At 61.9% G+C, this 21,449-nt stretch carries 30 protein-coding genes; all 30 read right to left on the bottom strand.

Annotation, left to right across the window (positions count from 1 at the left end; translation table 11 throughout):
- Positions 1-166 precede the first annotated feature (166 nt).
- Complete coding sequence (locus tag Q8M85_RS08475; RefSeq protein ID WP_305542857.1) at positions 167-874, bottom strand: ATP12 family chaperone protein; 708 nt, start codon at positions 872-874, stop codon at positions 167-169.
- On the bottom strand, positions 871-1,917 hold the full coding sequence (locus Q8M85_RS08480) for an RluA family pseudouridine synthase (protein WP_305542860.1): 1,047 nt from the start codon (positions 1,915-1,917) through the stop codon (positions 871-873). The genes Q8M85_RS08475 and Q8M85_RS08480 overlap by 4 nt, the downstream gene beginning before the upstream one ends.
- The gene (gene crcB / locus Q8M85_RS08485) at positions 1,914-2,264 is read right to left on the bottom strand and encodes a fluoride efflux transporter CrcB (RefSeq protein WP_305542863.1); all 351 of its coding nucleotides are present in this window, start codon (positions 2,262-2,264) and stop codon (positions 1,914-1,916) included. The genes Q8M85_RS08480 and crcB overlap by 4 nt, the downstream gene beginning before the upstream one ends.
- Positions 2,265-2,526: 262 nt before the next feature.
- The gene (locus tag Q8M85_RS08490) at positions 2,527-3,834 is read right to left on the bottom strand and encodes a replication-associated recombination protein A (RefSeq protein WP_305542866.1); all 1,308 of its coding nucleotides are present in this window, start codon (positions 3,832-3,834) and stop codon (positions 2,527-2,529) included.
- Between the two features lie 29 nt (positions 3,835-3,863).
- A complete protein-coding gene (locus tag Q8M85_RS08495; protein ID WP_371135221.1) occupies positions 3,864-5,234 on the bottom strand; it encodes a trypsin-like peptidase domain-containing protein in 1,371 nt (456 codons plus the stop codon).
- Positions 5,235-5,587: 353 nt separating this feature from the next.
- The gene (locus tag Q8M85_RS08500) at positions 5,588-6,205 is read right to left on the bottom strand and encodes an autoinducer binding domain-containing protein (protein WP_305542870.1); all 618 of its coding nucleotides are present in this window, start codon (positions 6,203-6,205) and stop codon (positions 5,588-5,590) included.
- Positions 6,206-6,301: 96 nt separating this feature from the next.
- Positions 6,302-6,889, bottom strand: coding sequence for an acyl-homoserine-lactone synthase (locus Q8M85_RS08505; RefSeq protein WP_305542873.1), 588 nt, complete (start codon positions 6,887-6,889; stop codon positions 6,302-6,304).
- Between the two features lie 52 nt (positions 6,890-6,941).
- Complete coding sequence (locus Q8M85_RS08510) at positions 6,942-7,553, bottom strand: autoinducer binding domain-containing protein (RefSeq protein ID WP_305542876.1); 612 nt, start codon at positions 7,551-7,553, stop codon at positions 6,942-6,944.
- Between the two features lie 172 nt (positions 7,554-7,725).
- Complete coding sequence (rplQ, locus tag Q8M85_RS08515; RefSeq protein WP_305542879.1) at positions 7,726-8,136, bottom strand: 50S ribosomal protein L17; 411 nt, start codon at positions 8,134-8,136, stop codon at positions 7,726-7,728.
- A gap of 133 nt (positions 8,137-8,269) precedes the next feature.
- Entirely contained in the window at positions 8,270-9,286 is a 1,017-nt protein-coding gene (locus Q8M85_RS08520) for a DNA-directed RNA polymerase subunit alpha (protein ID WP_305542881.1), read from the bottom strand.
- Between the two features lie 120 nt (positions 9,287-9,406).
- The gene (rpsK, locus tag Q8M85_RS08525) at positions 9,407-9,802 is read right to left on the bottom strand and encodes a 30S ribosomal protein S11 (protein ID WP_305542883.1); all 396 of its coding nucleotides are present in this window, start codon (positions 9,800-9,802) and stop codon (positions 9,407-9,409) included.
- Positions 9,803-9,815: 13 nt separating this feature from the next.
- Complete coding sequence (rpsM, locus tag Q8M85_RS08530) at positions 9,816-10,184, bottom strand: 30S ribosomal protein S13 (protein ID WP_305542885.1); 369 nt, start codon at positions 10,182-10,184, stop codon at positions 9,816-9,818.
- Between the two features lie 180 nt (positions 10,185-10,364).
- Entirely contained in the window at positions 10,365-11,015 is a 651-nt protein-coding gene (locus tag Q8M85_RS08535) for an adenylate kinase (RefSeq protein WP_305542886.1), read from the bottom strand.
- A gap of 5 nt (positions 11,016-11,020) precedes the next feature.
- Positions 11,021-12,382: a preprotein translocase subunit SecY gene (gene secY / locus Q8M85_RS08540; protein ID WP_305542888.1), complete on the bottom strand. Its 1,362-nt coding sequence runs from the start codon at positions 12,380-12,382 to the stop codon at positions 11,021-11,023.
- Between the two features lie 128 nt (positions 12,383-12,510).
- On the bottom strand, positions 12,511-12,990 hold the full coding sequence (gene rplO / locus Q8M85_RS08545; RefSeq protein ID WP_305542890.1) for a 50S ribosomal protein L15: 480 nt from the start codon (positions 12,988-12,990) through the stop codon (positions 12,511-12,513).
- A 228-nt stretch (positions 12,991-13,218) separates the two neighbouring features.
- Positions 13,219-13,659, bottom strand: coding sequence for a GFA family protein (locus Q8M85_RS08550; RefSeq protein WP_305542893.1), 441 nt, complete (start codon positions 13,657-13,659; stop codon positions 13,219-13,221).
- 198 nt (positions 13,660-13,857) lie between these two features.
- Positions 13,858-15,444 carry an FkbM family methyltransferase gene (locus Q8M85_RS08555; protein WP_305542896.1) on the bottom strand — a complete coding sequence of 529 codons (1,587 nt, stop codon included), beginning with the start codon at positions 15,442-15,444 and terminating at the stop codon, positions 13,858-13,860.
- 190 nt (positions 15,445-15,634) lie between these two features.
- Complete coding sequence (gene rpmD, locus Q8M85_RS08560; protein WP_305542899.1) at positions 15,635-15,847, bottom strand: 50S ribosomal protein L30; 213 nt, start codon at positions 15,845-15,847, stop codon at positions 15,635-15,637.
- Positions 15,848-15,849: 2 nt separating this feature from the next.
- Entirely contained in the window at positions 15,850-16,440 is a 591-nt protein-coding gene (rpsE, locus tag Q8M85_RS08565) for a 30S ribosomal protein S5 (protein ID WP_305542901.1), read from the bottom strand.
- A 132-nt stretch (positions 16,441-16,572) separates the two neighbouring features.
- Positions 16,573-16,932, bottom strand: a complete 360-nt coding sequence (rplR, locus tag Q8M85_RS08570) for a 50S ribosomal protein L18 (RefSeq protein ID WP_305542903.1) — start codon at positions 16,930-16,932, stop codon at positions 16,573-16,575.
- Positions 16,933-16,942: 10 nt separating this feature from the next.
- The gene (rplF, locus tag Q8M85_RS08575) at positions 16,943-17,476 is read right to left on the bottom strand and encodes a 50S ribosomal protein L6 (RefSeq protein WP_305542906.1); all 534 of its coding nucleotides are present in this window, start codon (positions 17,474-17,476) and stop codon (positions 16,943-16,945) included.
- Positions 17,477-17,486: 10 nt separating this feature from the next.
- Positions 17,487-17,885: a 30S ribosomal protein S8 gene (gene rpsH, locus Q8M85_RS08580; RefSeq protein ID WP_305542909.1), complete on the bottom strand. Its 399-nt coding sequence runs from the start codon at positions 17,883-17,885 to the stop codon at positions 17,487-17,489.
- Between the two features lie 13 nt (positions 17,886-17,898).
- Positions 17,899-18,204, bottom strand: coding sequence for a 30S ribosomal protein S14 (gene rpsN, locus Q8M85_RS08585; protein ID WP_295077076.1), 306 nt, complete (start codon positions 18,202-18,204; stop codon positions 17,899-17,901).
- A gap of 18 nt (positions 18,205-18,222) precedes the next feature.
- Positions 18,223-18,783: a 50S ribosomal protein L5 gene (gene rplE / locus Q8M85_RS08590; protein WP_305542916.1), complete on the bottom strand. Its 561-nt coding sequence runs from the start codon at positions 18,781-18,783 to the stop codon at positions 18,223-18,225.
- Positions 18,783-19,088 (bottom strand): 50S ribosomal protein L24, encoded by a 306-nt coding sequence (rplX, locus tag Q8M85_RS08595; RefSeq protein WP_305542919.1) that lies wholly within the window; start codon positions 19,086-19,088, stop codon positions 18,783-18,785. The genes rplE and rplX overlap by 1 nt, the downstream gene beginning before the upstream one ends.
- Positions 19,088-19,456, bottom strand: coding sequence for a 50S ribosomal protein L14 (gene rplN, locus Q8M85_RS08600; RefSeq protein WP_091302592.1), 369 nt, complete (start codon positions 19,454-19,456; stop codon positions 19,088-19,090). Before rplN ends, rplX begins: the two co-directional genes overlap by 1 nt.
- 58 nt (positions 19,457-19,514) lie before the next feature.
- The gene (gene rpsQ / locus Q8M85_RS08605; protein ID WP_125324990.1) at positions 19,515-19,754 is read right to left on the bottom strand and encodes a 30S ribosomal protein S17; all 240 of its coding nucleotides are present in this window, start codon (positions 19,752-19,754) and stop codon (positions 19,515-19,517) included.
- Between the two features lie 11 nt (positions 19,755-19,765).
- Entirely contained in the window at positions 19,766-19,966 is a 201-nt protein-coding gene (gene rpmC / locus Q8M85_RS08610) for a 50S ribosomal protein L29 (protein ID WP_103259183.1), read from the bottom strand.
- Between the two features lie 171 nt (positions 19,967-20,137).
- A complete protein-coding gene (locus Q8M85_RS08615) occupies positions 20,138-20,797 on the bottom strand; it encodes a hypothetical protein (RefSeq protein WP_305542936.1) in 660 nt (219 codons plus the stop codon).
- Position 20,798: 1 nt separating this feature from the next.
- A complete protein-coding gene (locus Q8M85_RS08620; RefSeq protein WP_305542938.1) occupies positions 20,799-21,422 on the bottom strand; it encodes a TIGR02466 family protein in 624 nt (207 codons plus the stop codon).
- Positions 21,423-21,449 lie beyond the last annotated feature (27 nt).

A 21,449-nucleotide genomic window follows, 5' to 3' on the forward strand; every position in this document is an offset into this window, starting at 1 on the left:
TGGTGGATGCAGGGGGAGCTGCCCCCCACTGCCGTACAGTTTCGACGAAAGCGCTTTTGTAGGTCAAGCGGGCACTGTCGGATTCGGGAAAAATGCTTGTTTCCGACCGCTTACGGCAGGCGTTCCGCCTTCGAAGTCGGGGTTGCACAGTTTTCGGGCAGAAATGTCACCCACACAATGCGTAGAATCGGTCAGCCTGCAGCAGGGCAGCCCGCTTTCGGGCAGCAGCTTCGGCGGCCTCGTCGTCCTCACCCCACAGCGAAATCTGCCAGTCCTCGTCCACGCGCGACATGGTCCAGGCCTCGTCGGCGCTGATCCGGCCCCGTGCCACGGCCAGCGCGAGCACCAGCGAACCCGAGATCGCAACAAGGTCGTGGAAAGCTGCAAGCTGGTAAGCGCTCATGGCATGGACATGGGTCCGCAACGCCGCAAGGCTTGGCTCCGGCTGGGCCACGTGCATCACGCCCGTCGCCTGTCGCAGGGGGGCGCCAAGGTCGTCCCGCGCCCAGTCCAGCAGCGGGTCCCAGCTTTGCGCCTGACGCGCGACCAGGGCGGCTGGCCCCTCGGCCCGGTAGCACAGAAGGTCGCTGCCGCCGTATTCCGCCAGCATGTCCGCCACCGCGGCGAACTGCGGCATCACCGTGTCGATGGCCGAGTTTGCCGTGCGGGTGAAAGGCATCGTCTCGGGATTGACGGTCTTCTCCTGCGCCTGCCATTCCGCCGCGACCGCCTCGGCCAGCGCAAGCGTCGGCAGGACCAGCGCAGCCTTCAGCGGCGTGCGAACCGGACGGGCATCAAGGTGGACCGTGAACCCACTCTCCACGGGCACAGCGGTTGCGGCGGTCCAGAAACGACGGGCCGTCCAGGTGCTCACCTTATCACCTCGAACGGGTCTGCCGGCACGTCGTCTTCCTTCCAGTCCAGCAGCTTCCAGGTCCGGGCCATATGCTCGGGCAAAGGCGCGGTGAAGGTGATCTGCTTCTTGGTGACCGGGTGCTCGATGGTCAGGCTGCGCGCATGAAGGTGCAGCTTCCTTGACAGATCGCCGCCCGCCCCCGCGCCCCAGCCATCGCCCAGGTTGTCCGCTTCGCCGCCGCCATATTTGCTGTCACCCAGAATCGGATGCCCGATCTCGGCCATGTGTGCGCGCAACTGGTGGGTCCGGCCCGTGACCGGCTCCAGAGCCATCCACGACAGCCGCGCACCCAGGAACCACAGGGTGAAGTAATCGGTCTGCGCGCGCTTGGCATCGGGATGGTCGGCCAACTTGGCGGGATGGACGCACAGCATCTTCTCGCTGTCGCCGCCCCTGCCCCGCCCACCCGGAGCCTTCTCCAGCGCGAACTTGATCGACCCCTGCCGGGGATGCGGAACCCCTGCCACGACAGCCCAGTAGATCTTGCGCGCCGCACGGTGGCGCAGCGTTTCCGACAGCGCGCGGGCGACACGGTCGGTGCGGGCCAGCATCAGCAGGCCCGAAGTGTCCTTGTCCAGCCGGTGCACTAGCTTGGGCTTTTCCTTGTAGCCGAACTTCAGCGCCTCGGCCAAACCGTCCACATGCCGATCCCCCTGCCCCGACCCGCCCTGCGAGGGCAGACCGGCGGGCTTGTTCAGGACGATCATGTGTTCGTCCTTCCACAGGACCGCCGCCTGGATCATCTTGGCATCGGCCGCCGAAACACCCTGGATGCGCGCCTCGGTCCGTGCGACTTGATCCGGCAGTGGCGGAACCCGCACCATCTGGCCCGGCTTCACGTGGTCCGAGGCCTTGACTCGCCCGCTGTCGACCCGGACTTGACCCGTCCGGCACAGCTTTTCGACGGCAACCTGGTTCAGTTGCGGGAAGCGGCGGCGCAACCACTTGTCCAGGCGCTGTTCGCCTTCATCCTCGGTCACGGTCAGGTTCTGGACGGTCATGCTAGGCTCCGGGCAATGGCCACGCCAAGCGCGACGGCGATCAGGGACAGGGCGACAGAGCCCAGGACATAGGCAGCGGCCTGCAAGGGCTGGCCGGACTCGACCAACTTCAGCGTGTCCAGCGAGAAGGCCGAGAAGGTCGTGAACCCGCCCAGAAGGCCGGTCATCAGCAGGAAGTGCCAGGTTTCGCGGTTGCCGATAAGGACGAACAACACGCCAATCACAAGGCTGCCCAGCACGTTCACCGCGGCGGTGCCCAGCGGCGCGCCGATGGCCGAAACCATCAGGTAACGCAGGACAGAGCCCGCAGCGCCGCCAAGCGCGATCAGAGGAAGGGTCAGGGACATTGGCCTGCTTTGCGGCGGGATGGGCGGTTTGTCAATGCAGGGACCTTGCCGCCGTTCCCCGCGATTCGCCAAGCTTGGTTAACAGCTTTTCGGACATACGCGCGTATGGACGCTTTCCATACCGGAACCATACCCCCTCCATACGGTCGGAATGTCCGAAAACTGCAGGGGTTAATCCAGCGATTCCAAGTGTTTCGCCGCCAGGGTCAAGGGTGTTGCGTGGCCCCTCGCCAGACCCACGTCCACCTTTCAGAAACCAAGATCAACCGTCCTGCCGTTTCGCCCGCAGCTTGGCGAAGTACTCCACCCGCTTCTTCAGCTCACGCTCGAATCCGCGCTCGGGGGGCAGGTACCAGACGGGCCGCTTCATTCCCTCGGGGAAGTAGTTCTGTCCCGAGAACCCGTCCTCGGCATCATGGTCATAGGCATAGCCCGAGCCATAGCCGATCTCCTTCATCATCCGGGTCGGCGCGTTCAGGATGTGCTTCGGCGGCATCAGGCTGCCGGTTTCCCGCGCCGCCGCCCGGGCCGCCTTGTAGGCCGTATAGACCGCGTTCGACTTCGGGGCGAGTGCAAGATAGACCACCGCCTGCGCCAGCGCCAACTCCCCTTCCGGCGAGCCGAGACGCTCGTAAGTCTGCCATCCGTCAAGACAAACGGCCTCGGCCTGCGGGTCGGCGAGGCCGATATCCTCCACCGCCATCCGGGTGATCCGGCGGGCCAGAAAGCGCGGGTCTTCGCCGCCCTCCAGCATCCGGGCGAACCAGTAAAGTGCCGCATCCGGGTCTGATCCCCGCACCGATTTGTGCAGGGCGCTGATCAGGTTGTAATGCTCCTCGCCCGACTTGTCGTATTTCGCCGCCCGCCGCATCAGCCGCTGGGCAAGCTGGTCGCGCGTGAGCGGAGCATCCACCTTCCACGCCGCCACCTGCTCGATCAGGTTCAGAAGCGCCCGCCCATCCCCATCCGCCATCTCTAGCATCGCCTCGCGCGCCTCGCCCTTCAGCGGCAGCGCCCGGCCCAGGTCCTGCTCGGCCCGCTGCGCCAGACGCTCCAGATCGGTCAGAGAAAGCCGTTCCAGGACAATGACTTGGCTTCGGCTCAGCAGCGCCGCGTTCAACTCGAAGGACGGATTTTCCGTCGTCGCCCCGACCAGCAGGATCGTGCCGTCCTCCATATGCGGCAGGAAACCATCCTGCTGCGCCTTGTTGAAACGGTGGATCTCGTCGACGAACAGAAGCGTCCCCTTGCCGTTCTGGCGGCGCAGCTTCGCGGCCTCGAACATCTTCCGAAGGTCGGGGACGCCGGTGAAGATCGCCGAGATCTGCACGAAATGCAGGTCGGTCTCATCCGCCAGTAACCGCGCTATGGTGGTCTTGCCCACCCCCGGCGGGCCCCAAAGGATCAGCGAGGACAAGGATCCCGCCGCCAGCATCGCGCCCAAAGGGCCGTCGCGGGACAGAACCTTTTCCTGGCCGATCACCTCGGACAGCGATTTCGGTCGCAGACGGTCGGCCAGCGGGCGGGGGCCACCGGCGGGTTGTGAAGGCATGTCGAACAGGTCGGCCATGCGCCACCTTACCCAAGCGGACTGCGGGACTAAAGCCGGAAGCGCAGCCGCGTCGGCTCGCCCCCTCGGATCAGGTCGATCTGCCAGCGCCGCGATGGCACTTGCGCCGCCACCACCGCGTCTGCCGGAGTGGTTATCCCCTGCCCGTTGATCGCGATCAGGATGTCACCGGCCTGCAAGCCGATGTCGAAGGCCAGATCCGAAGTCTCAAGCAGGATGACGCCTTCGGCCTGCACGGGCAGGTGAAACTCGGCGATGATGGCCGGGTTGATCCGAGCCAGAACGGCCCCGCGCAGGATGATATCCTGGGTGACACGCGTCTGCTGGCGGTCCGGCTCGTCCGGGGCGGGCCCCAGCGTGACCACCGCCTCGGCGACTGCGCCGTCCTGCACATAGGTCACCGGCTGCGCGCCAGTCCCAAGCACCGACAGCCGATACAGAAATTCTTGCGGAGTGTTGACCCCGTCGCCGCCCAGCGACAGCACAACGTCGCCTTCCGCCAGACCCGCCGCAACAAAGGGACTTTGCGGGTGCAGCGCCGTGATCATCACCCCAAGCGGCCGGTCCATTCCGATGGCGTCGGCCAGTGCAGCATCCACCTCTTGTCCCGAAATCCCGGCCCAGGGACGGCGGAACTGCGTTTCTCCGGTCTTCGCCTGGGCGATCACCGCAGCCACCAGGTTCGACGGCACCGCAAAGCCGATCCCGTTGGACCCGCCGTCCTTGGTCAGGATCGCGGTGTTGATCCCCACCAGCCGCCCCTGCATGTCAACCAGCGCCCCGCCCGAGTTTCCCGGGTTGATTGGCGCGTCGGTCTGCACGAAATACCCAGTGCCATCCCCCACCTGGAGCGCCGACCGCGCCAGACCGGAAACGATGCCCGAGCTTACGGTTTGCCCGACCCCGAAGGGGTTGCCGATCGCAAGCACGAGGTCGCCCACCTGCAAGGCGTCGCTGTCACCAAGCTGCAGCGCGGGCAGAGGTTCGTCCGCCTCAACCTTCAGAACCACAAGATCACTTTGTGGGTCCGCCAGCAGCACACGGGCCGCGAACTCGCGACGATCGGCCAAGACCACGCGAATGTCGGTGGCGTCTGCAATCACATGGTAGTTCGACACCACAACGCCATCCGCCCCGGCAATCACGCCCGACCCAAGCGAATTGCGGACCCGCGGGGGACCGTTCAGATCCTTGAAGAACTGATCGAAGAATGGGTCCCCCGCAAAGGGGTTCGACCGGTCCTGGACCAGTTGGCGTGCATAGATGTTCACGACCGCTGGCGCCGTCTGGCGCACCACCGGAGCAAAGGAGAGCGCAATATCGGCACTGGACTGCGGGACGGCGGTCTCGGCGGAAAGCGGTCCGGGCAGATACAGGAAAAGCAGCAGGACAAGACGCAGCATGATAACGACTCGCAGGACTGAGGTCCCGCTCAATCTGGGCGCTGACCGCAGGACAGGCAACAGGAGAGACCCGCCGCCTGCACGCAGCTGGATCAATGCTTGGTGCCGGAACGTCCATTTCGACCACCTGGTTCTCGATCCCGTCAATCACCAGGACCGGCCCCATCGCCCGCATCTTGACGCCCACCCCGTCAGCCCAGCGAGGCCAGGTTGCGGCGAGCAGTGTCGGCAATGCGTGGCGCCAAGGCATCGTATGACTGCACCTGTTGGCACATGGGAGCGTCGTGGTCTGCCCGGTGTCACCCTTTCGGCAGGGAGGTCACCGGCGCGGCTCGAGGCCAGAGCCGTGGTCAGAACAAGCGGTAATCTCGCGCCCGCCGGATCGCCTCTGCTGTCGTGCGGGCCGACAATTTTTCCCGCGCAGATACGATGCGGGCCTTGAAGGCGCTTTCCGAAATTCCCAGGCGAGACGCGGCGTCTGAATGTCGATCACCACCAGCCAGACAACGCAGCGCCTCAAGCTGCGCCTGCGTCAGCGAAGTGGGCAGGGCAAAGCGGTCATGCATCCGCTTGACGCAAGACTGGATCATGCGGATCTCCTGCGTCTCGAACTCGCGGTCCGCGCGCGCAAATCCGGCAATGCTGCGAGAACTCGTTGGGCCGCAGGCGACTGTAAGACCGTACCGAAGCCCGAAGACCGCCGCCTCGGGCAGGATGCGGTGCGGATCAGAAAAGGCCGGGTCGCTCCACCGGATCACTCCGGTATTTGCCATGCCCCAGATTGTCGCCGGATCGCGGAGGACATAGGCATTCGCTGTATAGTGCTCTACCCAGCGATGATCGTAGGTCTGATATGTCATCAGCGGCGAGGTGAATCGGATGTGCAGCCCGATGAAATATCCGGCCGGGGCAAGCAGCCGCAGCTCGTCAAGAGTCCCGTCCGTATCAGAGGTTATGGGAACCAGCATTCACTCGCCTTTTGGATCGCGCGCCAGCAGGCTGGCGCAGGTGCGCGCAGTCGGGGACCACAAGACCCCGAAGCAACGGCGCGGCAGAGCTGCGCGTCAATGCAGCTTGGTTGCCATGCTGATCGTCACACAGACCGACCGGCTGCCACCGGTGTCCATCACCGGACCCGAGGGCACACAGTCCAGACCAACCCGCCGGGCAAGGCGCGGCGAATGCTCGGGGATGATCCCCAGAAGCATGGTTGCGCAAAGTTGGCGAGCCGAGACGACCATTTCGTGTATCAACTGCATCTGGACCCGAAGGCGATCGGCGGCCGGGACGTCGTTCGAGACGAAGACCCTGCTGGATTCCCAGATGTTCGGATCGATTGGCGCTTCGAAGTTCAGAAGGTTGCGTGGGATAGTCTCCAGAAGACCGCGCTGTGCGTCCCGGATCATGTAGGTGTAGATGCCGCAGCGGTGTGTCGTGGGCGTCAGGCGGACCCCGGCCATCACGTCTCCGTCCTTGTGAACGCAGACCCAGCGGCTGGCGGGCGTGTCATACTGGTCGAACTCCATCCCGTTCGCTTCGGGCAGATCCCATTTCGCGTTCTGGATGAAGGTCCGGTGCCGGGCCCGGAACATGTTGGCGAAAAGCTCGCCGTGGTTGTGAAGGTTGTCGTATGACAACGTGGTGGCTTCCATTCTTCATTCTCCTTCTTTTGGTCGATCAGAACCTTGGAAGGGACAGTCTGAATCAAAGCAGCCGATATTCCCGGGCCTTGCGGATTGCTTCCGATGCAGTGCGCGCTTCCAGCCGGATTCTTGCCGACTGGACGCGCGCCTTGAAGGCGCTTTCCGTGATGCCTAGTTTTTCCGCCGCCGCAGCATGCCTGTCCCCGTTGGCAAGGCATTGCAACGCTTCGATCTGCGCTTTCGTCAGATCGGAGGGTGGCTTTGCCTCTATGTGCAGCTGGATAGTCACTTCCTTGAGTTGCCCAATCTCCTCATCGGTGAATTCACGGTCCGATCGGCTGATGCCGACGATCGAACGCGAGGTGATGGGCCCATAAGAAGACACGGCGCCGAATTTCAGGCCGTGGCCAGCGGCCTTCTTCATGACGCCAAATGGATCAGGCAGCGGGATCGCGCTCCAGCGGGTAGTTCCCTCGACACCGACGCCCCAAAAGACAAGCGGATCGCGCAGATAGTAGGAATGGCTGTTGTAATGTTCGACCCACGACTGCGGATACGAGCTTTTGTAGATCAGCGGCGTGGCAAAACGGATGTGAAGCCCGACGGTGTAGCCCATGGGGGCCAGCCGATCGAGCTGCTCAAGCAACACCGTTATCGCCTTCCGTTCGGACATTCCCGATCACTTCCCTACTCGCACCTTGATTCTACTGACAATTGATCTTGGCCCTAACGGCTACCTTTTCAAGATAGCTAATGCATGGCGGAAACAAGTTAAGAATTCAACCTTTTCAATGGAAAAGGCCCACCGTGTGGCGGGCCTTCACATTTTCGACGAAAGTAGCGGTTCAGGCTTCGGCAGCTTCGACCCGGGCCCGGTCCGCCGCACCCTTGGCGGAGGTGTCGCGGTCCACGAACTCGATGATCGCCATCGGGGCCATGTCGCCGTAACGGAAGCCGGCTTTCATGATCCGAACATACCCGCCCTGACGGTCCTTGTAACGCGGCCCCAGGATCGCGAACAGGCGCTCGGTGTGCATGTCCTGCTTCAGGGCAGCATGGGCCTGACGGCGCGCATGCAGGTCACCGCGCTTGGCCAGCGTGATCAGCTTCTCGATGATCGGGCGCAGTTCCTTGGCCTTGGGCAGGGTGGTCTTGATCTGCTCGTGCTCGATCAGCGAGCCGCACATGTTGGCGAACATCGCCTTGCGGTGTTCGTGGGTCCGGTTCAGCTTCCGGTAGCCGCTAGAGTGACGCATTGGAATCTCCTATCCGCGTGTTTTGCTTTGTCCGGCAGGGCCTACGTGTGGTCCCGCTCACCTTGGGCTTGCGCCAGTCATTCCCCGCATGTGCGGGCATTTGTAGGGTGGGCAATCTGCCCACCCCCGATTGTCAGAACTGGTCCTCGAACCGCTTGGCCAGATCCTCGATGTTCTCCGGCGGCCAGCTTTCGACGTCCATCCCAAGATGCAGACCCATGCCCGAAAGCACTTCCTTGATCTCGTTCAGCGACTTGCGGCCGAAGTTCGGGGTACGGAGCATTTCCGCCTCGGTCTTCTGGATCAGGTCGCCGATGTAGACGATGTTGTCGTTCTTCAGGCAGTTGGCCGAACGGACCGAAAGTTCCAGCTCGTCCACCTTCTTCAGCAGCAGCGGGTTGAACTCCAGCCCAGAGTCGATCTCGCCGACCTTGGCCGATTCAGGCTCTTCGAAGTTCACGAAGATCGACAGCTGGTCCTGCAGGATGCGCGCGGCATAGGCCACCGCGTCATCCGGGGTCAGGCTGCCGTCGGTCTCGATCTTCATCGTCAGCTTGTCGTAGTCCAGCACCTGGCCCTCACGGGTCGGGGTGACTTCATACGAAACCTTCTTCACCGGCGAGTAGATCGCGTCGATCGGGATCAGCCCGATCGGTGCATCCTCAGGACGGTTCTTGTCGGCCGAGACATAGCCCTTGCCGGTATTCACGGTCAGTTCCATGAACACGTCGGCGCCGTCGTCCAGGTGGCAGATGACGTGGTCCTTGTTCAGAACCTCGATGCCATTGGACTCCGAGATATCGCCCGCGGTCACGACGCCCGGCCCCTTGGCCGAGATCGACAGCCGCTTCGGGCCGTCCACGTCCATCTTGATGCTCACGCCCTTCAGGTTCAGGACGATGTCGGTCACGTCTTCACGGACGCCCGCGACCGACGAGAATTCGTGCAGGACGTTGTCGATCTGGACGGAGGTGATGGCCCCGCCCTGCAGCGAAGACATCAGCACACGGCGCAGCGCGTTGCCCAGCGTCAGGCCGAAGCCACGCTCCAGAGGCTCGGCGATCACCGTCGCGACGCGGGCGGCATCGGCCCCCGGCTTCACGACCAGTTGCGTCGGCTTGATGAGTTCCTGCCAGTTCTTATGGATCATTCTGAAGCCCCTATTCTTGTCCGCTGCCGATGTCCGTAAGCAGGCGGACGCCCGAGGATCGTAAACGACGAAAACCGGGCCGTGAGGGAACACCCCCACGGCCCGGCAGAAAACAGTAACTTAGACGCGGCGGCGCTTCGGCGGACGGCAGCCGTTGTGGGCCAGCGGCGTCACGTCGCGGATCGAGGTGATCTGGAAGCCGACGGCAGCCAGCGCGCGCAGAGCCGATTCACGGCCCGAACCCGGACCCTGAACTTCGACTTCCAGCGTGCGGACGCCATGTTCCTGCGCCTTCTTACCCGCATCTTCGGCGGCCATCTGGGCGGCATAGGGCGTCGACTTGCGCGACCCCTTGAAGCCCATGGTGCCCGAGGACGACCAGGCAATCGCGTTGCCTTGGACGTCCGAGATCAGGATCTTGGTGTTGTTGAACGACGAGTTCACATGCGCCACACCAGCGGCGATGTTCTTGCGTTCTTTTTTCTTCGTGCGGGCGGTCTTGGTATCACGTGCCATTGGTCAGACCCCCTTATTTCTTCTTGCCGGCAATGGCCTTCGCGGGGCCTTTGCGGGTGCGGGCGTTGGTGTGGGTGCGCTGGCCGCGGACCGGCAGGCCCTTGCGGTGACGCAGGCCGCGATAGCAGCCAAGGTCCATCAGACGCTTGATGTTCATCGTGGTTTCGCGACGCAGGTCGCCTTCGACGGTCAGGTTCGCGTCGATGTATTCGCGGATAGCCAGAACTTCAGCGTCGGTCAGCTGGTTCACGCGACGCGCGTCGTCGATCTTCAGCGCCTCGCAGATGGCCTTGGCGGTGGTCGGACCAATGCCGGTGATGTAGGTCAGCGCGATCGGAACCCGCTTCGCGGTGGGAATGTTGACGCCAGCAATACGTGCCAAACGTGTCGTCCTTCTTCTGTTGCGGTTCCGTCGTACCAGAACCTTTTTTCACAACACCGCACGGGCAGTTAACCCGGCGATACGAACTTCCAATATGGAAGACCCGCAAGGCGATTCCACCGCGGGACGCCGTGCATTAGGGGCTTTTCCCGTGGCCGTCAAGGCCGCGAGAGCAGTTTTTCATGGTTTGTCAAGAACCTTGGCGATGGCGTTGGCAACGTCATCCACTTCGGCCAGGCCGTCGACGGCGGAAAGCTGCCCCTTGGCGTAGTAATAGCCGATCAGGGGCGAGGTCTTCTTGTAGTATTCCATCAGCCGGGTCTTGAGGGTTTCCTCGTTGTCGTCGGCCCGCCGCTTCATGTTGGTCGACCCGCAGACGTCGCACAGGCCAGGCGCTTTGGTCGGGTGGGTCACGTCATGGTAGACCGCGCCGCAATTTCCGCAGGTGAAGCGACCGGTAACCCGGGCGACCAGGGCCGCGTCATCCACCTGCATCTCGATCACTGCGTCCAGGGTCTGCCCGGTTCGGGACAGAAGCTCGCCCAGGGCATCCGCCTGCTTCAGCGTCCGGGGAAAGCCGTCGAAGATGAAGCCGCCCTTGGCGCCGTCGTTCATCTTGGCCTCAATCAGGCCGATAACGATCTCGTCCGTGACCAGTTCGCCCCGCGCCATGATGCCTTCGACGCGACGGCCCAGTTCGGTGCCTTTGGCGATGGCCTCTTTCAGCATGTCGCCGGTCGAAAGCTGAACCATGCCGCGCGCCTCTTCCAGACGCTTGGCCTGCGTTCCCTTTCCCGCACCGGGCGGTCCCAGAAGGATGATGTTCGTCATCTGGGTCAGCGCCGGGCTGGCGCCTTGGGCGCGCCGGGCTTCTTCTTCCCGCGCAGCTGCGACTTCTCGATCAGGGCTTCATACTGGTGGGCCAGAAGATGCGACTGAACCTGCTGGATCGTGTCCATCGTGACCGAGACCACGATCAGCACCGAGGTGCCACCGAAGTAGAAGGGAATTCCCAACTCGGCGATCAGGACTTCGGGCAGCAGGCAGACGGCCGCCAGATAGGCCGAACCAAGCACCAGGATACGGTTGACCACATATTCCAGGTATTCTTCGGTCTTCTTGCCGGGGCGAATACCTGGAACCGAGGCGTTCTGGTTCTTCAGGTTCTCAGCCACTTCATCGACCTTGAACGAGACGTTCAAAGTGTAGAAATAGGCGAAGAACACGATCATCGCCGCCAGGAACAGTAGATGAAGCGGCTGGCCGTACCCAAGGTTTGCGGCAAGCCATGACAGGACAGGATTGGTCGAGCCACCAGAGAAGGTGCTGACCGTCGTGGGCAGGAGCAGGATCGACGACGCGAAGATCGCCGGGATCACGCCCGCCGGGTTGACCTTGATCGGCAGGTGCGACGAGCCGCCTTCGTAGACCTTCATCCCGACTTGGCGACGCGGATAAAGGATCGAGATCTTTCGCAGCGCCCGCTCCATGAAGACGACGAAGGTGATGACTGCGATCACCATCACGATGATCCCCAGGATCACCGGCGTCGACAGCGCACCCGACCGGCCCTGAGCGAAGAACTGGGCGATGGCCGCCGGGATTTCGGCGACGATGCCGACGAAGATGATCAGCGAGATCCCGTTGCCGATGCCACGCGCGGTGATCTGCTCGCCCAGCCACATCAGGAACATCGTGCCGCCAACCAGGGTAATGACGCAGGACGCGATGAAGAACGGTCCGGGGTTGTGCGCAAGTCCGCCGGTCTGGATCGACATGGCGATACCGTAGCCCTGCAGGATCGCCAAGGCGACGGTGCCGTATCGGGTGTACTGGTTCAGCTTCTTGCGCCCTTGCTCGCCCTCCTTCTTCAGCTGCTGCCAGGGGCCATACATGGTTCCAAGAAGCTGCACGATGATCGAGGCCGAGATGTAGGGCATGATCCCCAGCGCAAAGATCCCCATCCGGGACAGGGCGCCACCCGTGAAGAGGTTCAGCATGCCGCCGACGCCCTGCGTCACCTGCGCCATCGTGTCCCGCAGCGCTTCCCCGTCGATACCCGGGACCGGAATGAAGGTGCCGAGGCGGTAGACGATCAGCAACCCGATCGTGAAGAAGATGCGTTGGCGCAGGTCGGTCGCCTTGCCGAGCATGCCCCAGCTGAGGTTTGCCGCCATTTGCTCTGCAGCAGATGCCATGTCAGGTCTCTTTCAAGCCAAGCGCCGCCGGACCGTTCTCCGGTTCGGCGGCGCGGGAAAACTTCTGGTGATGTAAGCGACCTTGCAGCCGCTCACAAGCCCGATCAGTCGCCTACGCGACCAGGCCCTTACTCAGCGGCTGCTGCGACGGGTGCCAGGAGCGTGACCTTGCCGCCGGCCTTTTCGATCGCTTCCACGGCTGAAGCCGAGGCGCCGGTGACAGTCAGGTTGATCTTGGCCTTGATCTCGCCCTTGGCCAGCACACGGATGCCGTCGTGCTTGCTTTTGGTCACGCCAGCCGCGACCAGCACGTCTTCGGTGATTTCGGATTTCGCATCCAGCTTGCCGGCGGCGATGAACTTCTCGATCAGGCCAAGGTTCACGACGGCAAATTCCAGACGGTTCGGCTTGGTGAAGCCGCGCTTGGGCAGGCGGCGATAGAGCGGCATCTGGCCGCCTTCGTAGCCACCCAGGGCGACGCCCGAGCGGGACTTCTGACCCTTGATACCGCGCCCGGCGGTCTTGCCCTTGCCCGAGCCGGGGCCGCGAGCAACGCGCTTTTTCTTCTTCGCCGCGCCGTCGTTGTCGGCGAGTTCATGCAGTTTCATTTCGCTTCTCCTTGCCGGATGCGCCCCCGAAGCGAGAACGGGACGACCACGGCTTTTCTTGATTCTCATGGCCGGACTTGGCCACCCGGGGGCGATACATGAGGCGGCCCCGAAAAGCAAGGGCGAGGCTGTCCACGGTGGACAGTCTGGGCTTATACAATGTTTCCAACTGGTTAGGATTTTCTGTTAGGGTGGCGTTAACCTTTCAGAGTCGGGCTGAAGCCCGACCTACGAGCCTGCGGGCCAGTGAAATTCCGGGCGGAGGCCGGAGTATACCGGGCGGCCATCGGTCGGGGCCGGATAGCCCTTCGTCTCGTCCCAGAAGGCGTGGTAGGTCGCCTTGGGGAAACTGGCATCGTCGTAGCCCATCACGTTAGGCACCGCGACACGGATCCGCTTCTGCTTGTCGTCCAGCATCAGGACCGCGCCGCAATCGGTGCAAAGGCAGATTTCCAGCGGCCCGTCCGGGTTCTGCGCGTTGAAGGGCACGCGCTTCATCTTCTCGGGGTGGTCAGCCTGGATGTCACCGTGGTTGAAAAAGGCGACATGCGTGGTGTGCTGGCCGGTCACCGACTTGCAGACATTGCAGTGACATTCGTGGTTGTCGATCGGCTCGGCGGTGGCGGTGACATGGACATGCGGGCAGCCGCCCGCGTAATGGGTGGTCATTGGCTTCCTCCCTGGTGGCGGCCCCCTGCCGTTCGTTGGGGTAAGACATGAGTCGCCGGGTGAAGGGTAGCATTTGCCAAGTCAGGAATGTGAGATTTTAAGTCGGGTGAGAAGGAGGGAATGAAGACCACGCTCGCTCGATTTTTGACTGATCGACCGGACGCACCCTGCGCTGGGCCGGAAGCCCAAGCACGTCGCTCAGGACGAAGGAGAACCGAGATAGTATGAGAATTTCTGGCTGCTGCGATAATGGTCCTCCTCGGAACGAGACATGGTCGCCTGCCCCAACCACGGCAGGTGTTCTGCCGTAAAACGCCCCGCCAAACGCAAGCCGGACACCAATTGTTTCATATTTAGCCTGTCGCGGTCGTAAAGAGCGAACGTCGTATCAACTTCGGCCCGGAAGATGGCATCACCTCCGGCAGTAAACCCTAGGCGCTTGCGCCAGAACCGCTCTTCCCATTCGTAGATCCGATAGCGGCGATCCCCGATGGTGAATTTGTCCTGCTTCAGCCGCCAGGGCTGACTGATGTCCAAGGCGAAGCCGACCTTGAACCCCCCATGTACTTCGAGAGTGTAGCGCATGGTCTGCAGGAAGTCGGGTGGCAGAAACGGGTTGAAGACAAGATCAGGGTCGGTCACACAAAAATACTTGGGCAGGCCTGCAAGACGCTCTTTGGTGAAGATGGACAGATGCGGGCCAAGATTCTGCGCCAAGCGGTCAACGCGGATGCCCTCATTTTCTACACGAGACAACAGGGCCAGCATTTCGGTACTGTCGGACGCATTATCAACGAGGGTGATGTCTTTGAACCCAAGACGCACAAGCTGCTCAAGCATCTGGTACACGTATGTGGGATTGTTGAAGCACGGAATCAGGACGGGCACACTTGAAGGAGTTATCGCCGTTCTTGCAGGGATCGCCGAGTTTTCGGACAAGCGTGGCTTATCCAGTGCAGAGGCGATGCGATCGACCAGACCAGCAGCCACCGCAGCTGAGCCGCGCAAAAAAACAACATTGAACTGTGCGTCGCCATATTCACGGTCGCGCAAAACAGGAATAAAGCCTTGCTGTGAAAGCATATCTAGCACTTCGTCAATCAGCTTCTGGCCCCTCCAGAAGGCAAACCCCTCGACCTCGACAATCAGCAGGTCGGTCCTGCGCAATGTATGTGCCGCACCGCTCAGTACTTTTGAGGCGGCACCTTCGACGTCGAGCCATAACACGACACTGCCCTCAGGAGCCTCGCGAGCGAGGAAGTCGTCAATCGTGGTCGAAGTGACGTCGATCTGGTCGTAGATGGCGTTCTCGTCCCTGAACAAGAGAGACGCCTTGCCGGTATCCCGGGCTTCTGTCCGCTTGCCTTGAACCAGTCGGCCCCGCACCAATGCCCGGTCCAGCACCCGTGGTATGTTAAGCGTGACGTGGCCGTTCTCCTCCGAGACGGCGAGGTTCATCCAATGCACTCCAGCCGCTTCGTTGATCTCGCGATAGCGTTCGTGGATTTCTGGATTGGCCTCGAAGGAAAACACATTGACGCCGGTACTGGCTCCAATCGCCCGTCGACCTGCTTCACCCTGGTTCGCGCCAATGTCGCAAAACACTGCGGGGCGAACTTCGGCGAGCAATGTGAAGAATATCTCCAGCAGGCAATTGTGTCCCGCCGTACCCTCATCCAATGCCGGAACTAGGCCTAGACGGCTTTCAACTTGCGGGCTCAGTTGTTCGTCAATTCGCGCGGACCGCCACCCGAAAGCAGCCAGGATTTTCCTGAGGAACTTCATAGACAGACCTCCTATCTCAGCCTCACATACTGATAAGCTAAGGACAGCATCCGGCAGAATGGTGCGTTCAGGTCAGTTTTCGTGTCCTGAACTGGCGTTGCATGCGACGCAAAACGCCCCCAATTCAACCATGGGGGCGTTGAAGTTACGTCGGGCGTTGGCGGCCCACTCCACCGCGGAGCGGTCGGCCTTACCCGCGCTCTTCGATGATCTCGACGAGGTGGCGGATCGAGTTCACCATGCCGCGGACAGAAGGCGTGTCTTCCAGCTCGCGGGTGCGGTTCATCTTGTTCAGGCCGAGACCTTTCAGGGTCGCAGTCTGCACGGCCGGACGGCGGGCGGCCGAGCGGATCTGCTTCACGACGATGGTTTTCTTCGCCGCTTCGGTGGGTTTCTTCGCCATGATCAGGCCTCCACGGTTTCAGTGGCAGCCGCTTCGGTTTCCGGCTTGCGCAGGATCTCGGCGACCTTCTTGCCACGACGCGCAGCGACCGAACGGGGCGAGGCTTCGTGCTTCAGACCGTCGATGGTGGCGCGGATCATGTTGTAGGGGTTCGCGGAGCCGATCGACTTGGCGACGATGTCCTGGATGCCCAGCATCTCGAACACGGCGCGCATCGGGCCGCCGGCGATGATGCCGGTACCGGCCACGGCGGTCCGCATCACGACTTTCCCGGCGCCGTGGCGGCCTTCCATGTCGTGGTGCAGCGTGCGGCTGTCCTTGAGCGCCACGCGGATCATCGAGCGCTTGGCCTGTTCAGTGGCCTTGCGGATCGCTTCCGGCACTTCCTTGGCCTTGCCCTTGCCGAAGCCGACGCGACCACGCTGGTCGCCGACAACGACGAGTGCGGCGAAGCCGAAGCGCTTGCCACCCTTGACGGTTTTCGAGACGCGGTTGATCGCGACCAGACGGTCGGCGAATTCCGGGGTTTCTTCCGGGCGGTTGTCGCGGCGGTCGTTGCCACGGCCTTCCCGGCGGTTATCACGTTCTGCCATAAGGCAATTCCTTCGTGGTGGCGCGCGGAGCGCCGTTGATACCAATCCTGGTGTCCAGACGGACCCGGATCATCGGGGCGGTGTTGCCACCGCCCGCGTCTTCTTTCAGTTTGCCCGCCTGCGCGGGCGGGGTTAGAACTTCAGTCCGCCTTCGCGGGCTGCATCGGCAAGCGCCTTGATCTTGCCGTGGAAAAGGAAGCCGCCACGGTCGAAGTAGCACTCTTCCACCCCGGCCTTCTTGGCCCGCTCGGCAATCGCGGCGCCCACTTTCGCGGAAGCCTCGACGTTGTTCTTGCCCACCACGCCCAGGTCTTTCTCCAGGCTGGAGGCCGCCGCAATCGTCACACCCTTCGCGTCGTCGATCAGCTGGACGCTGATGTTCTTCGACGAACGGTGCACGCTGAGGCGCAGACGACCATGCGAGGTCGCCTTGATCTTGTTCCGGACGCGCAGGCGGCGCTTGAGGAACAGCTCTCTCTTGTTCAAAGCCATTTTGCCACCCTTACTTCTTCTTGCCTTCCTTGCGGAAGATATACTCATCCTTGTAGCGGATGCCCTTGCCCTTGTAGGGCTCGGGCGCGCGCCATTCGCGGATGTTCGCTGCCACCTGGCCGACCAGCTGCTGGTCGATGCCTTCCACGGTGATTTCGGTCTGCTTCGGGACGGTGATGGTCACCCCCTTCGGCACGTCGAAGTTCACTTCGTGGGAATAGCCCAGCGACAGTTTCAGGACGTTGCCGGCCATCGCTGCGCGGTAGCCGACGCCCTGGATTTCCAGGTCCTGCTTGAAGCCATCCGAGACGCCGGTCACCAGGTTCGCGACCATCGAGCGGGTCATGCCCCACTGCTGGCGCGCGCGCTTGGAGAGACCCCGCGGGGTGACCTTGATCGCGTCGCCCTCGATGGTGAGGGTGACGTCGTCGCCTGCGGTGAAGCTGCGGGTCCCTTTCGGGCCCTTTACTTCGATGGTCTGGCCGCTGATCGAGGCCGAGGTGCCTTTGACCAGTTCGACGGGTTTCTTGCCGATACGAGACATTGCACCCTCCTCAGAACACGGTGCAAAGCACTTCGCCGCCAACATTGGCCGCGCGTGCATTTGCATCAGTGAGAACGCCCTTGGGCGTGGAGACGATCGCGACACCAAGGCCGTTGCGGACCGAGGGAAGCTCGCTCACACCCATGTACACGCGACGGCCGGGCTTCGAGACACGCTTGACTTCGCGGATCACGGGCTCGCCTTCGTAGTACTTCAGGCTGATGGTGAATTCGCCCTGGCCGTTCGCCGTGTCTGCCTTTTCATAGCCACGGATGTAGCCTTCGGACAGCAGCACGTCGAGGACGCGGGCGCGCAGGGTGGATGCGGGGGTCACGACAGTGGACTTGCCGCGCATCTGTGCGTTGCGGATACGCGTGAGCATATCGCCGAGAGGATCGTTCATAGACATCGTCTTTCCTCCCTTACCAGCTGGACTTGACCATGCCGGGGATCTGGCCGAACGAGGCGAGATCACGCAGCATGATGCGGCTGAGTTTGAGCTTGCGGTAATACGCATGCGGACGGCCGGTCAGCTGGCAGCGGTTGTGCAGCCGGACGGCGGACGAGTTGCGGGGCAGCTCGGCCAGTTTCAGCGTCGCCTTGAAGCGCTCGTCCACCGGTTTCGCCTGGTCGTTGATCACCGCCTTCAGCGCGGCGCGCTTGGAAGCATGCTGCTTCACAAGTTTTGCGCGCTTCACTTCGCGGTTCACCATGGATTTCTTTGCCATATCTTCGGTTCCTCGCGGTTACGACGTGAAGGGCATGTTGAAATGCTTCAACAGCGCCTTGGCTTCGGTGTCGTTCTTCGCGTTCGTGCAGATGATGATGTCCATCCCCAGAACCTCGTCGACCTTGTCGAAGTTGATTTCGGGGAACACGATGTGCTCTTTCAGGCCCATGGCGTAGTTGCCATTGCCGTCAAAGCTGCTGCCCTTCACGCCCCGGAAGTCGCGAACGCGCGGCAGCGCCACGTTGATCAGGCGGTCGAGGAATTCGAACATCTTGTCGCCGCGCAAGGTGACCTTGCAGCCCAGCGGCATCTCTTCACGGACGCGGAAGCCGGCGATCGACTTCTTGGCCTTGGTGATGACAGCCTTCTGACCGGCGATCTGGGACAGTTCCTCGGCGGCCTGCTTGACCTTCTTGGTGTCCTTGACCGCCTCGCCGACGCCCATGTTCAGGACGATCTTGTCCAGACGCGGGATCATCATGTCGTTCTTGTAGGCGAACTCTTCTTTCATCGCGGCGCGGATCTTGCCTTTGTATTCGGCTTTCAGGCGCGGCGTGTAGGTGGCTTGATCCAGCATCAGATCACCTCCCCGGTGGTCTTGGCGTAGCGGACCTTCTTGTCACCTTCCATGCGGAAGCCGACGCGGGTGGCCTTGCCGTTCTTGTCCACGATGGCGAGGTTCGACAGGTCGATCGGCATCGCTTTCGGAACGCGGCCGCCCTGGCTGTTCGCCGACTGCTTGGTGTGGCGGATCGCGACATTCAGACCATCGACGATGGCCTTGTTGTCGGTCGGCATGACGGCGGAAATCTCGCCCTTCTTGCCCTTGTCCTTGCCGGTGAGCACGACGACCGTGTCACCCTTCTTGAGTTTCGCAGCCATCAGAGCACCTCCGGAGCCAGCGAGATGATCTTCATGAAGTTCTTGGCACGCAGCTCGCGCACGACCGGCCCGAAGATGCGGGTGCCGACCGGTTCGCCCTGGTTGTTCAGGATGACGGCGGCGTTGCGGTCGAAACGGATGGTGGTGCCGTCTTCACGGCGAACTTCCTTGGCGGTGCGAACGACGACGGCCTTGCGGACGTCCCCCTTCTTCACGCGGCCTTTGGGAATAGCTTCCTTGACCGACACCACGATGATGTCGCCGACGGAAGCATAACGGCGGTGCGAGCCGCCAAGAACCTTGATGCACTGAACTCGGCGAGCGCCGGAGTTGTCAGCCACATCCAGATTCGTCTGCATCTGGATCATTTGGTAGTCTCCCGACCTGCAGGGACACGCCCCGCGGTTTCGTTAGAGACGGAGGGGGTTACGCGGTTGCGTCGACCACCACCGTCCAGCGTTTCGTTTTCGAAATCGGCGCGCATTCTTCAATGCGCACGGTGTCGCCGACCTTGAACTTGTTCTCCGCGTCGTGGGCGCGGTACTTCTTCGACTTACGCACGGTCTTCTGCAGCAGCGGGTGCTTGAAGCGGCGTTCGACAGAGACGGTGATCGTCTGCTCGTTCTTGTCCGAGGTGACGGTGCCCGTCAGGATACGTTTCGGCATGGCGGTTCCCCTTACTTCGCAGCTTCGGCGGCTTTTTGGCCGAGAACGGTCTTGATGCGGGCGACGTCACGACGGACGGCACGCATGCGGGCGGTGTTCTCAAGCTGGTTGGTCGCCTGCTGGAAGCGCAGGTTGAACGCTTCCTTCTTGAGCTGAACCAGGCTGTCGCGCAGCTGGTCCGGCGTTTTCGACTTCAGTTCTTCGGCTTTCATGCCGCTTCCTTTTCCACAATCGCCAGACGGCCCCTGCTGGAGGGTCACCGAGGACCTGGCGGATCAATGACAGACCAGCGAATCCGGTGTCCCGGAATCGCTGGATGGGGCCGTATAGGGGGGATGGGGGTGGGAGGCAAGGGGGAAGTTGGGGGGCTACTCCCGGAAGGCTCATGGTTTGGTCTTGGCCGCCCGGATGACAGCATCGTAGAGAGCGAAGTCTTTCTCTCGCTGCGGGTCGCTCGGCTTGTTGTAGTGGAGAAGCCCATGAGAGCGGCGAAAACTACCTAAGCTTTCACACCAGTCCGCACTTATCGCCAGAACTTTCTCCGTAACCAACTTGAGCGCCTCGGGCGAAAAGAAGCTATTTTCCGCACCGAGGTCACGATTGATGAACTCGAAAACATTGCCGTGGCAAATGTTGTTTCTCAGTCGAACTATTTCAACATCACGGCGGTTCGGCTTCGAAGAATGCAGCTTCTCCATAAAGTCTTGCTCATCATTAAATGCAAGATACCTGACCTCCATACCTTTCTCGCTTGCTTGAAGGATGAGGTTGTTGCTCAAGACGCGATACGGAGACAATTCGGCAGTCTTGTTGCTGATCTCCGCGTCAATCTGGTGAAGCGTGACTCTCAGTGTCGCTTCGATCCCGTTGAGCAGGGAGGACAGAGCCGGCAAGTATAGCTGTTGAACATAGGCGTCGTGACCCTGGACGAAAAACCAGTGCTGCTCGGCTGCGCACAAACTCTCGAAGAAGATGTTTCGAACCTTCCAAAAGTCGCGATACCTATAGTTCTGGGTGGTTATATAGTCAAAGTCATCATCCATCTCACGCCCACCCATAGTTGAAGCTGACCGAGATCCGTTCTTCCTCGGACAAGTTCATCGGGACTTCGTGTCTCAGCCAGCTTTCCCACAGGAGAACCTCGCCCACCGACGGCTTGACGTAGACGAAGCGTTGCAGCTCTTGTGGTGCGGTCTTCAGGGGGACGGGGGCCAGCATCATCATCGGCAGGCGGGGATCTTCCAGCTTCAGCGCCGAGGTCCCTTCCGGCATCGCCACATAGGTCGTGCCCGAGATCACCGAATGCGGGTGGATGTGGCTGGCGTGGGTGCCGCCTTCAGGCAGGATGTTGATCCAGAGGGAATTGCACTTCAGCTTCTTGTCGCCCAGGTCGAAGCCAAGGTCCTTGCAGAAGGCGGCGACGTGGAGATTCAGCGCCCTTTCCAGATCGCCGAAGATCGGCATCCGCCAAGGGAGGTCGTCCAAGGAAGCATAGGAGGTGTAGCCGGGATAGCCGTTCGCCTCGCACCACTCCTGCCCGGCCTCGTCATCCTCGGCCACCATGTCGCAGGTCTGGCGGAGTTCGGCATAGTCGACCTTCTTCTTCGCAAGGTCATTCAGACCGGCGCGATAAAGGCGGGTGACGAAGAGGGAGGTGATGTAGGGCATGGTCGGCTCCAGATTTGAAAAGGCCCC

It is taken from the genome of Tabrizicola sp., from assembly GCF_030694085.1.
Taxonomy (GTDB): Bacteria; Pseudomonadota; Alphaproteobacteria; order Rhodobacterales; family Rhodobacteraceae; genus Tabrizicola.

What these genes read in the sequence shown, in the direction of transcription:
- Q8M85_RS08480 (WP_305542860.1), bottom strand. Translation starts at nt 1,917, where the DNA reads ATGACCGTCCAGAACCTGACCGTGACCGAGGATGAAGGCGAACAGCGC.
- crcB (WP_305542863.1), bottom strand. Translation starts at nt 2,264, where the DNA reads ATGTCCCTGACCCTTCCTCTGATCGCGCTTGGCGGCGCTGCGGGCTCT.
- Q8M85_RS08490 (WP_305542866.1), bottom strand. Translation starts at nt 3,834, where the DNA reads ATGGCCGACCTGTTCGACATGCCTTCACAACCCGCCGGTGGCCCCCGC.
- Q8M85_RS08500 (WP_305542870.1), bottom strand. Translation starts at nt 6,205, where the DNA reads ATGCTGGTTCCCATAACCTCTGATACGGACGGGACTCTTGACGAGCTG.
- Q8M85_RS08505 (WP_305542873.1), bottom strand. Translation starts at nt 6,889, where the DNA reads ATGGAAGCCACCACGTTGTCATACGACAACCTTCACAACCACGGCGAG.
- Q8M85_RS08510 (WP_305542876.1), bottom strand. Translation starts at nt 7,553, where the DNA reads ATGTCCGAACGGAAGGCGATAACGGTGTTGCTTGAGCAGCTCGATCGG.
- rplQ (WP_305542879.1), bottom strand. Translation starts at nt 8,136, where the DNA reads ATGCGTCACTCTAGCGGCTACCGGAAGCTGAACCGGACCCACGAACAC.
- Q8M85_RS08520 (WP_305542881.1), bottom strand. Translation starts at nt 9,286, where the DNA reads ATGATCCATAAGAACTGGCAGGAACTCATCAAGCCGACGCAACTGGTC.
- rpsK (WP_305542883.1), bottom strand. Translation starts at nt 9,802, where the DNA reads ATGGCACGTGATACCAAGACCGCCCGCACGAAGAAAAAAGAACGCAAG.
- Q8M85_RS08535 (WP_305542886.1), bottom strand. Translation starts at nt 11,015, where the DNA reads ATGACGAACATCATCCTTCTGGGACCGCCCGGTGCGGGAAAGGGAACG.
- secY (WP_305542888.1), bottom strand. Translation starts at nt 12,382, where the DNA reads ATGGCATCTGCTGCAGAGCAAATGGCGGCAAACCTCAGCTGGGGCATG.
- rplO (WP_305542890.1), bottom strand. Translation starts at nt 12,990, where the DNA reads ATGAAACTGCATGAACTCGCCGACAACGACGGCGCGGCGAAGAAGAAA.
- Q8M85_RS08550 (WP_305542893.1), bottom strand. Translation starts at nt 13,659, where the DNA reads ATGACCACCCATTACGCGGGCGGCTGCCCGCATGTCCATGTCACCGCC.
- Q8M85_RS08555 (WP_305542896.1), bottom strand. Translation starts at nt 15,444, where the DNA reads ATGAAGTTCCTCAGGAAAATCCTGGCTGCTTTCGGGTGGCGGTCCGCG.
- rpmD (WP_305542899.1), bottom strand. Translation starts at nt 15,847, where the DNA reads ATGGCGAAGAAACCCACCGAAGCGGCGAAGAAAACCATCGTCGTGAAG.
- rpsE (WP_305542901.1), bottom strand. Translation starts at nt 16,440, where the DNA reads ATGGCAGAACGTGATAACCGCCGGGAAGGCCGTGGCAACGACCGCCGC.
- rplR (WP_305542903.1), bottom strand. Translation starts at nt 16,932, where the DNA reads ATGGCTTTGAACAAGAGAGAGCTGTTCCTCAAGCGCCGCCTGCGCGTC.
- rplF (WP_305542906.1), bottom strand. Translation starts at nt 17,476, where the DNA reads ATGTCTCGTATCGGCAAGAAACCCGTCGAACTGGTCAAAGGCACCTCG.
- rpsH (WP_305542909.1), bottom strand. Translation starts at nt 17,885, where the DNA reads ATGTCTATGAACGATCCTCTCGGCGATATGCTCACGCGTATCCGCAAC.
- rpsN (WP_295077076.1), bottom strand. Translation starts at nt 18,204, where the DNA reads ATGGCAAAGAAATCCATGGTGAACCGCGAAGTGAAGCGCGCAAAACTT.
- rplE (WP_305542916.1), bottom strand. Translation starts at nt 18,783, where the DNA reads ATGCTGGATCAAGCCACCTACACGCCGCGCCTGAAAGCCGAATACAAA.
- rplX (WP_305542919.1), bottom strand. Translation starts at nt 19,088, where the DNA reads ATGGCTGCGAAACTCAAGAAGGGTGACACGGTCGTCGTGCTCACCGGC.
- rplN (WP_091302592.1), bottom strand. Translation starts at nt 19,456, where the DNA reads ATGATCCAGATGCAGACGAATCTGGATGTGGCTGACAACTCCGGCGCT.
- rpsQ (WP_125324990.1), bottom strand. Translation starts at nt 19,754, where the DNA reads ATGCCGAAACGTATCCTGACGGGCACCGTCACCTCGGACAAGAACGAG.
- rpmC (WP_103259183.1), bottom strand. Translation starts at nt 19,966, where the DNA reads ATGAAAGCCGAAGAACTGAAGTCGAAAACGCCGGACCAGCTGCGCGAC.
- Q8M85_RS08615 (WP_305542936.1), bottom strand. Translation starts at nt 20,797, where the DNA reads ATGGATGATGACTTTGACTATATAACCACCCAGAACTATAGGTATCGC.
- Q8M85_RS08620 (WP_305542938.1), bottom strand. Translation starts at nt 21,422, where the DNA reads ATGCCCTACATCACCTCCCTCTTCGTCACCCGCCTTTATCGCGCCGGT.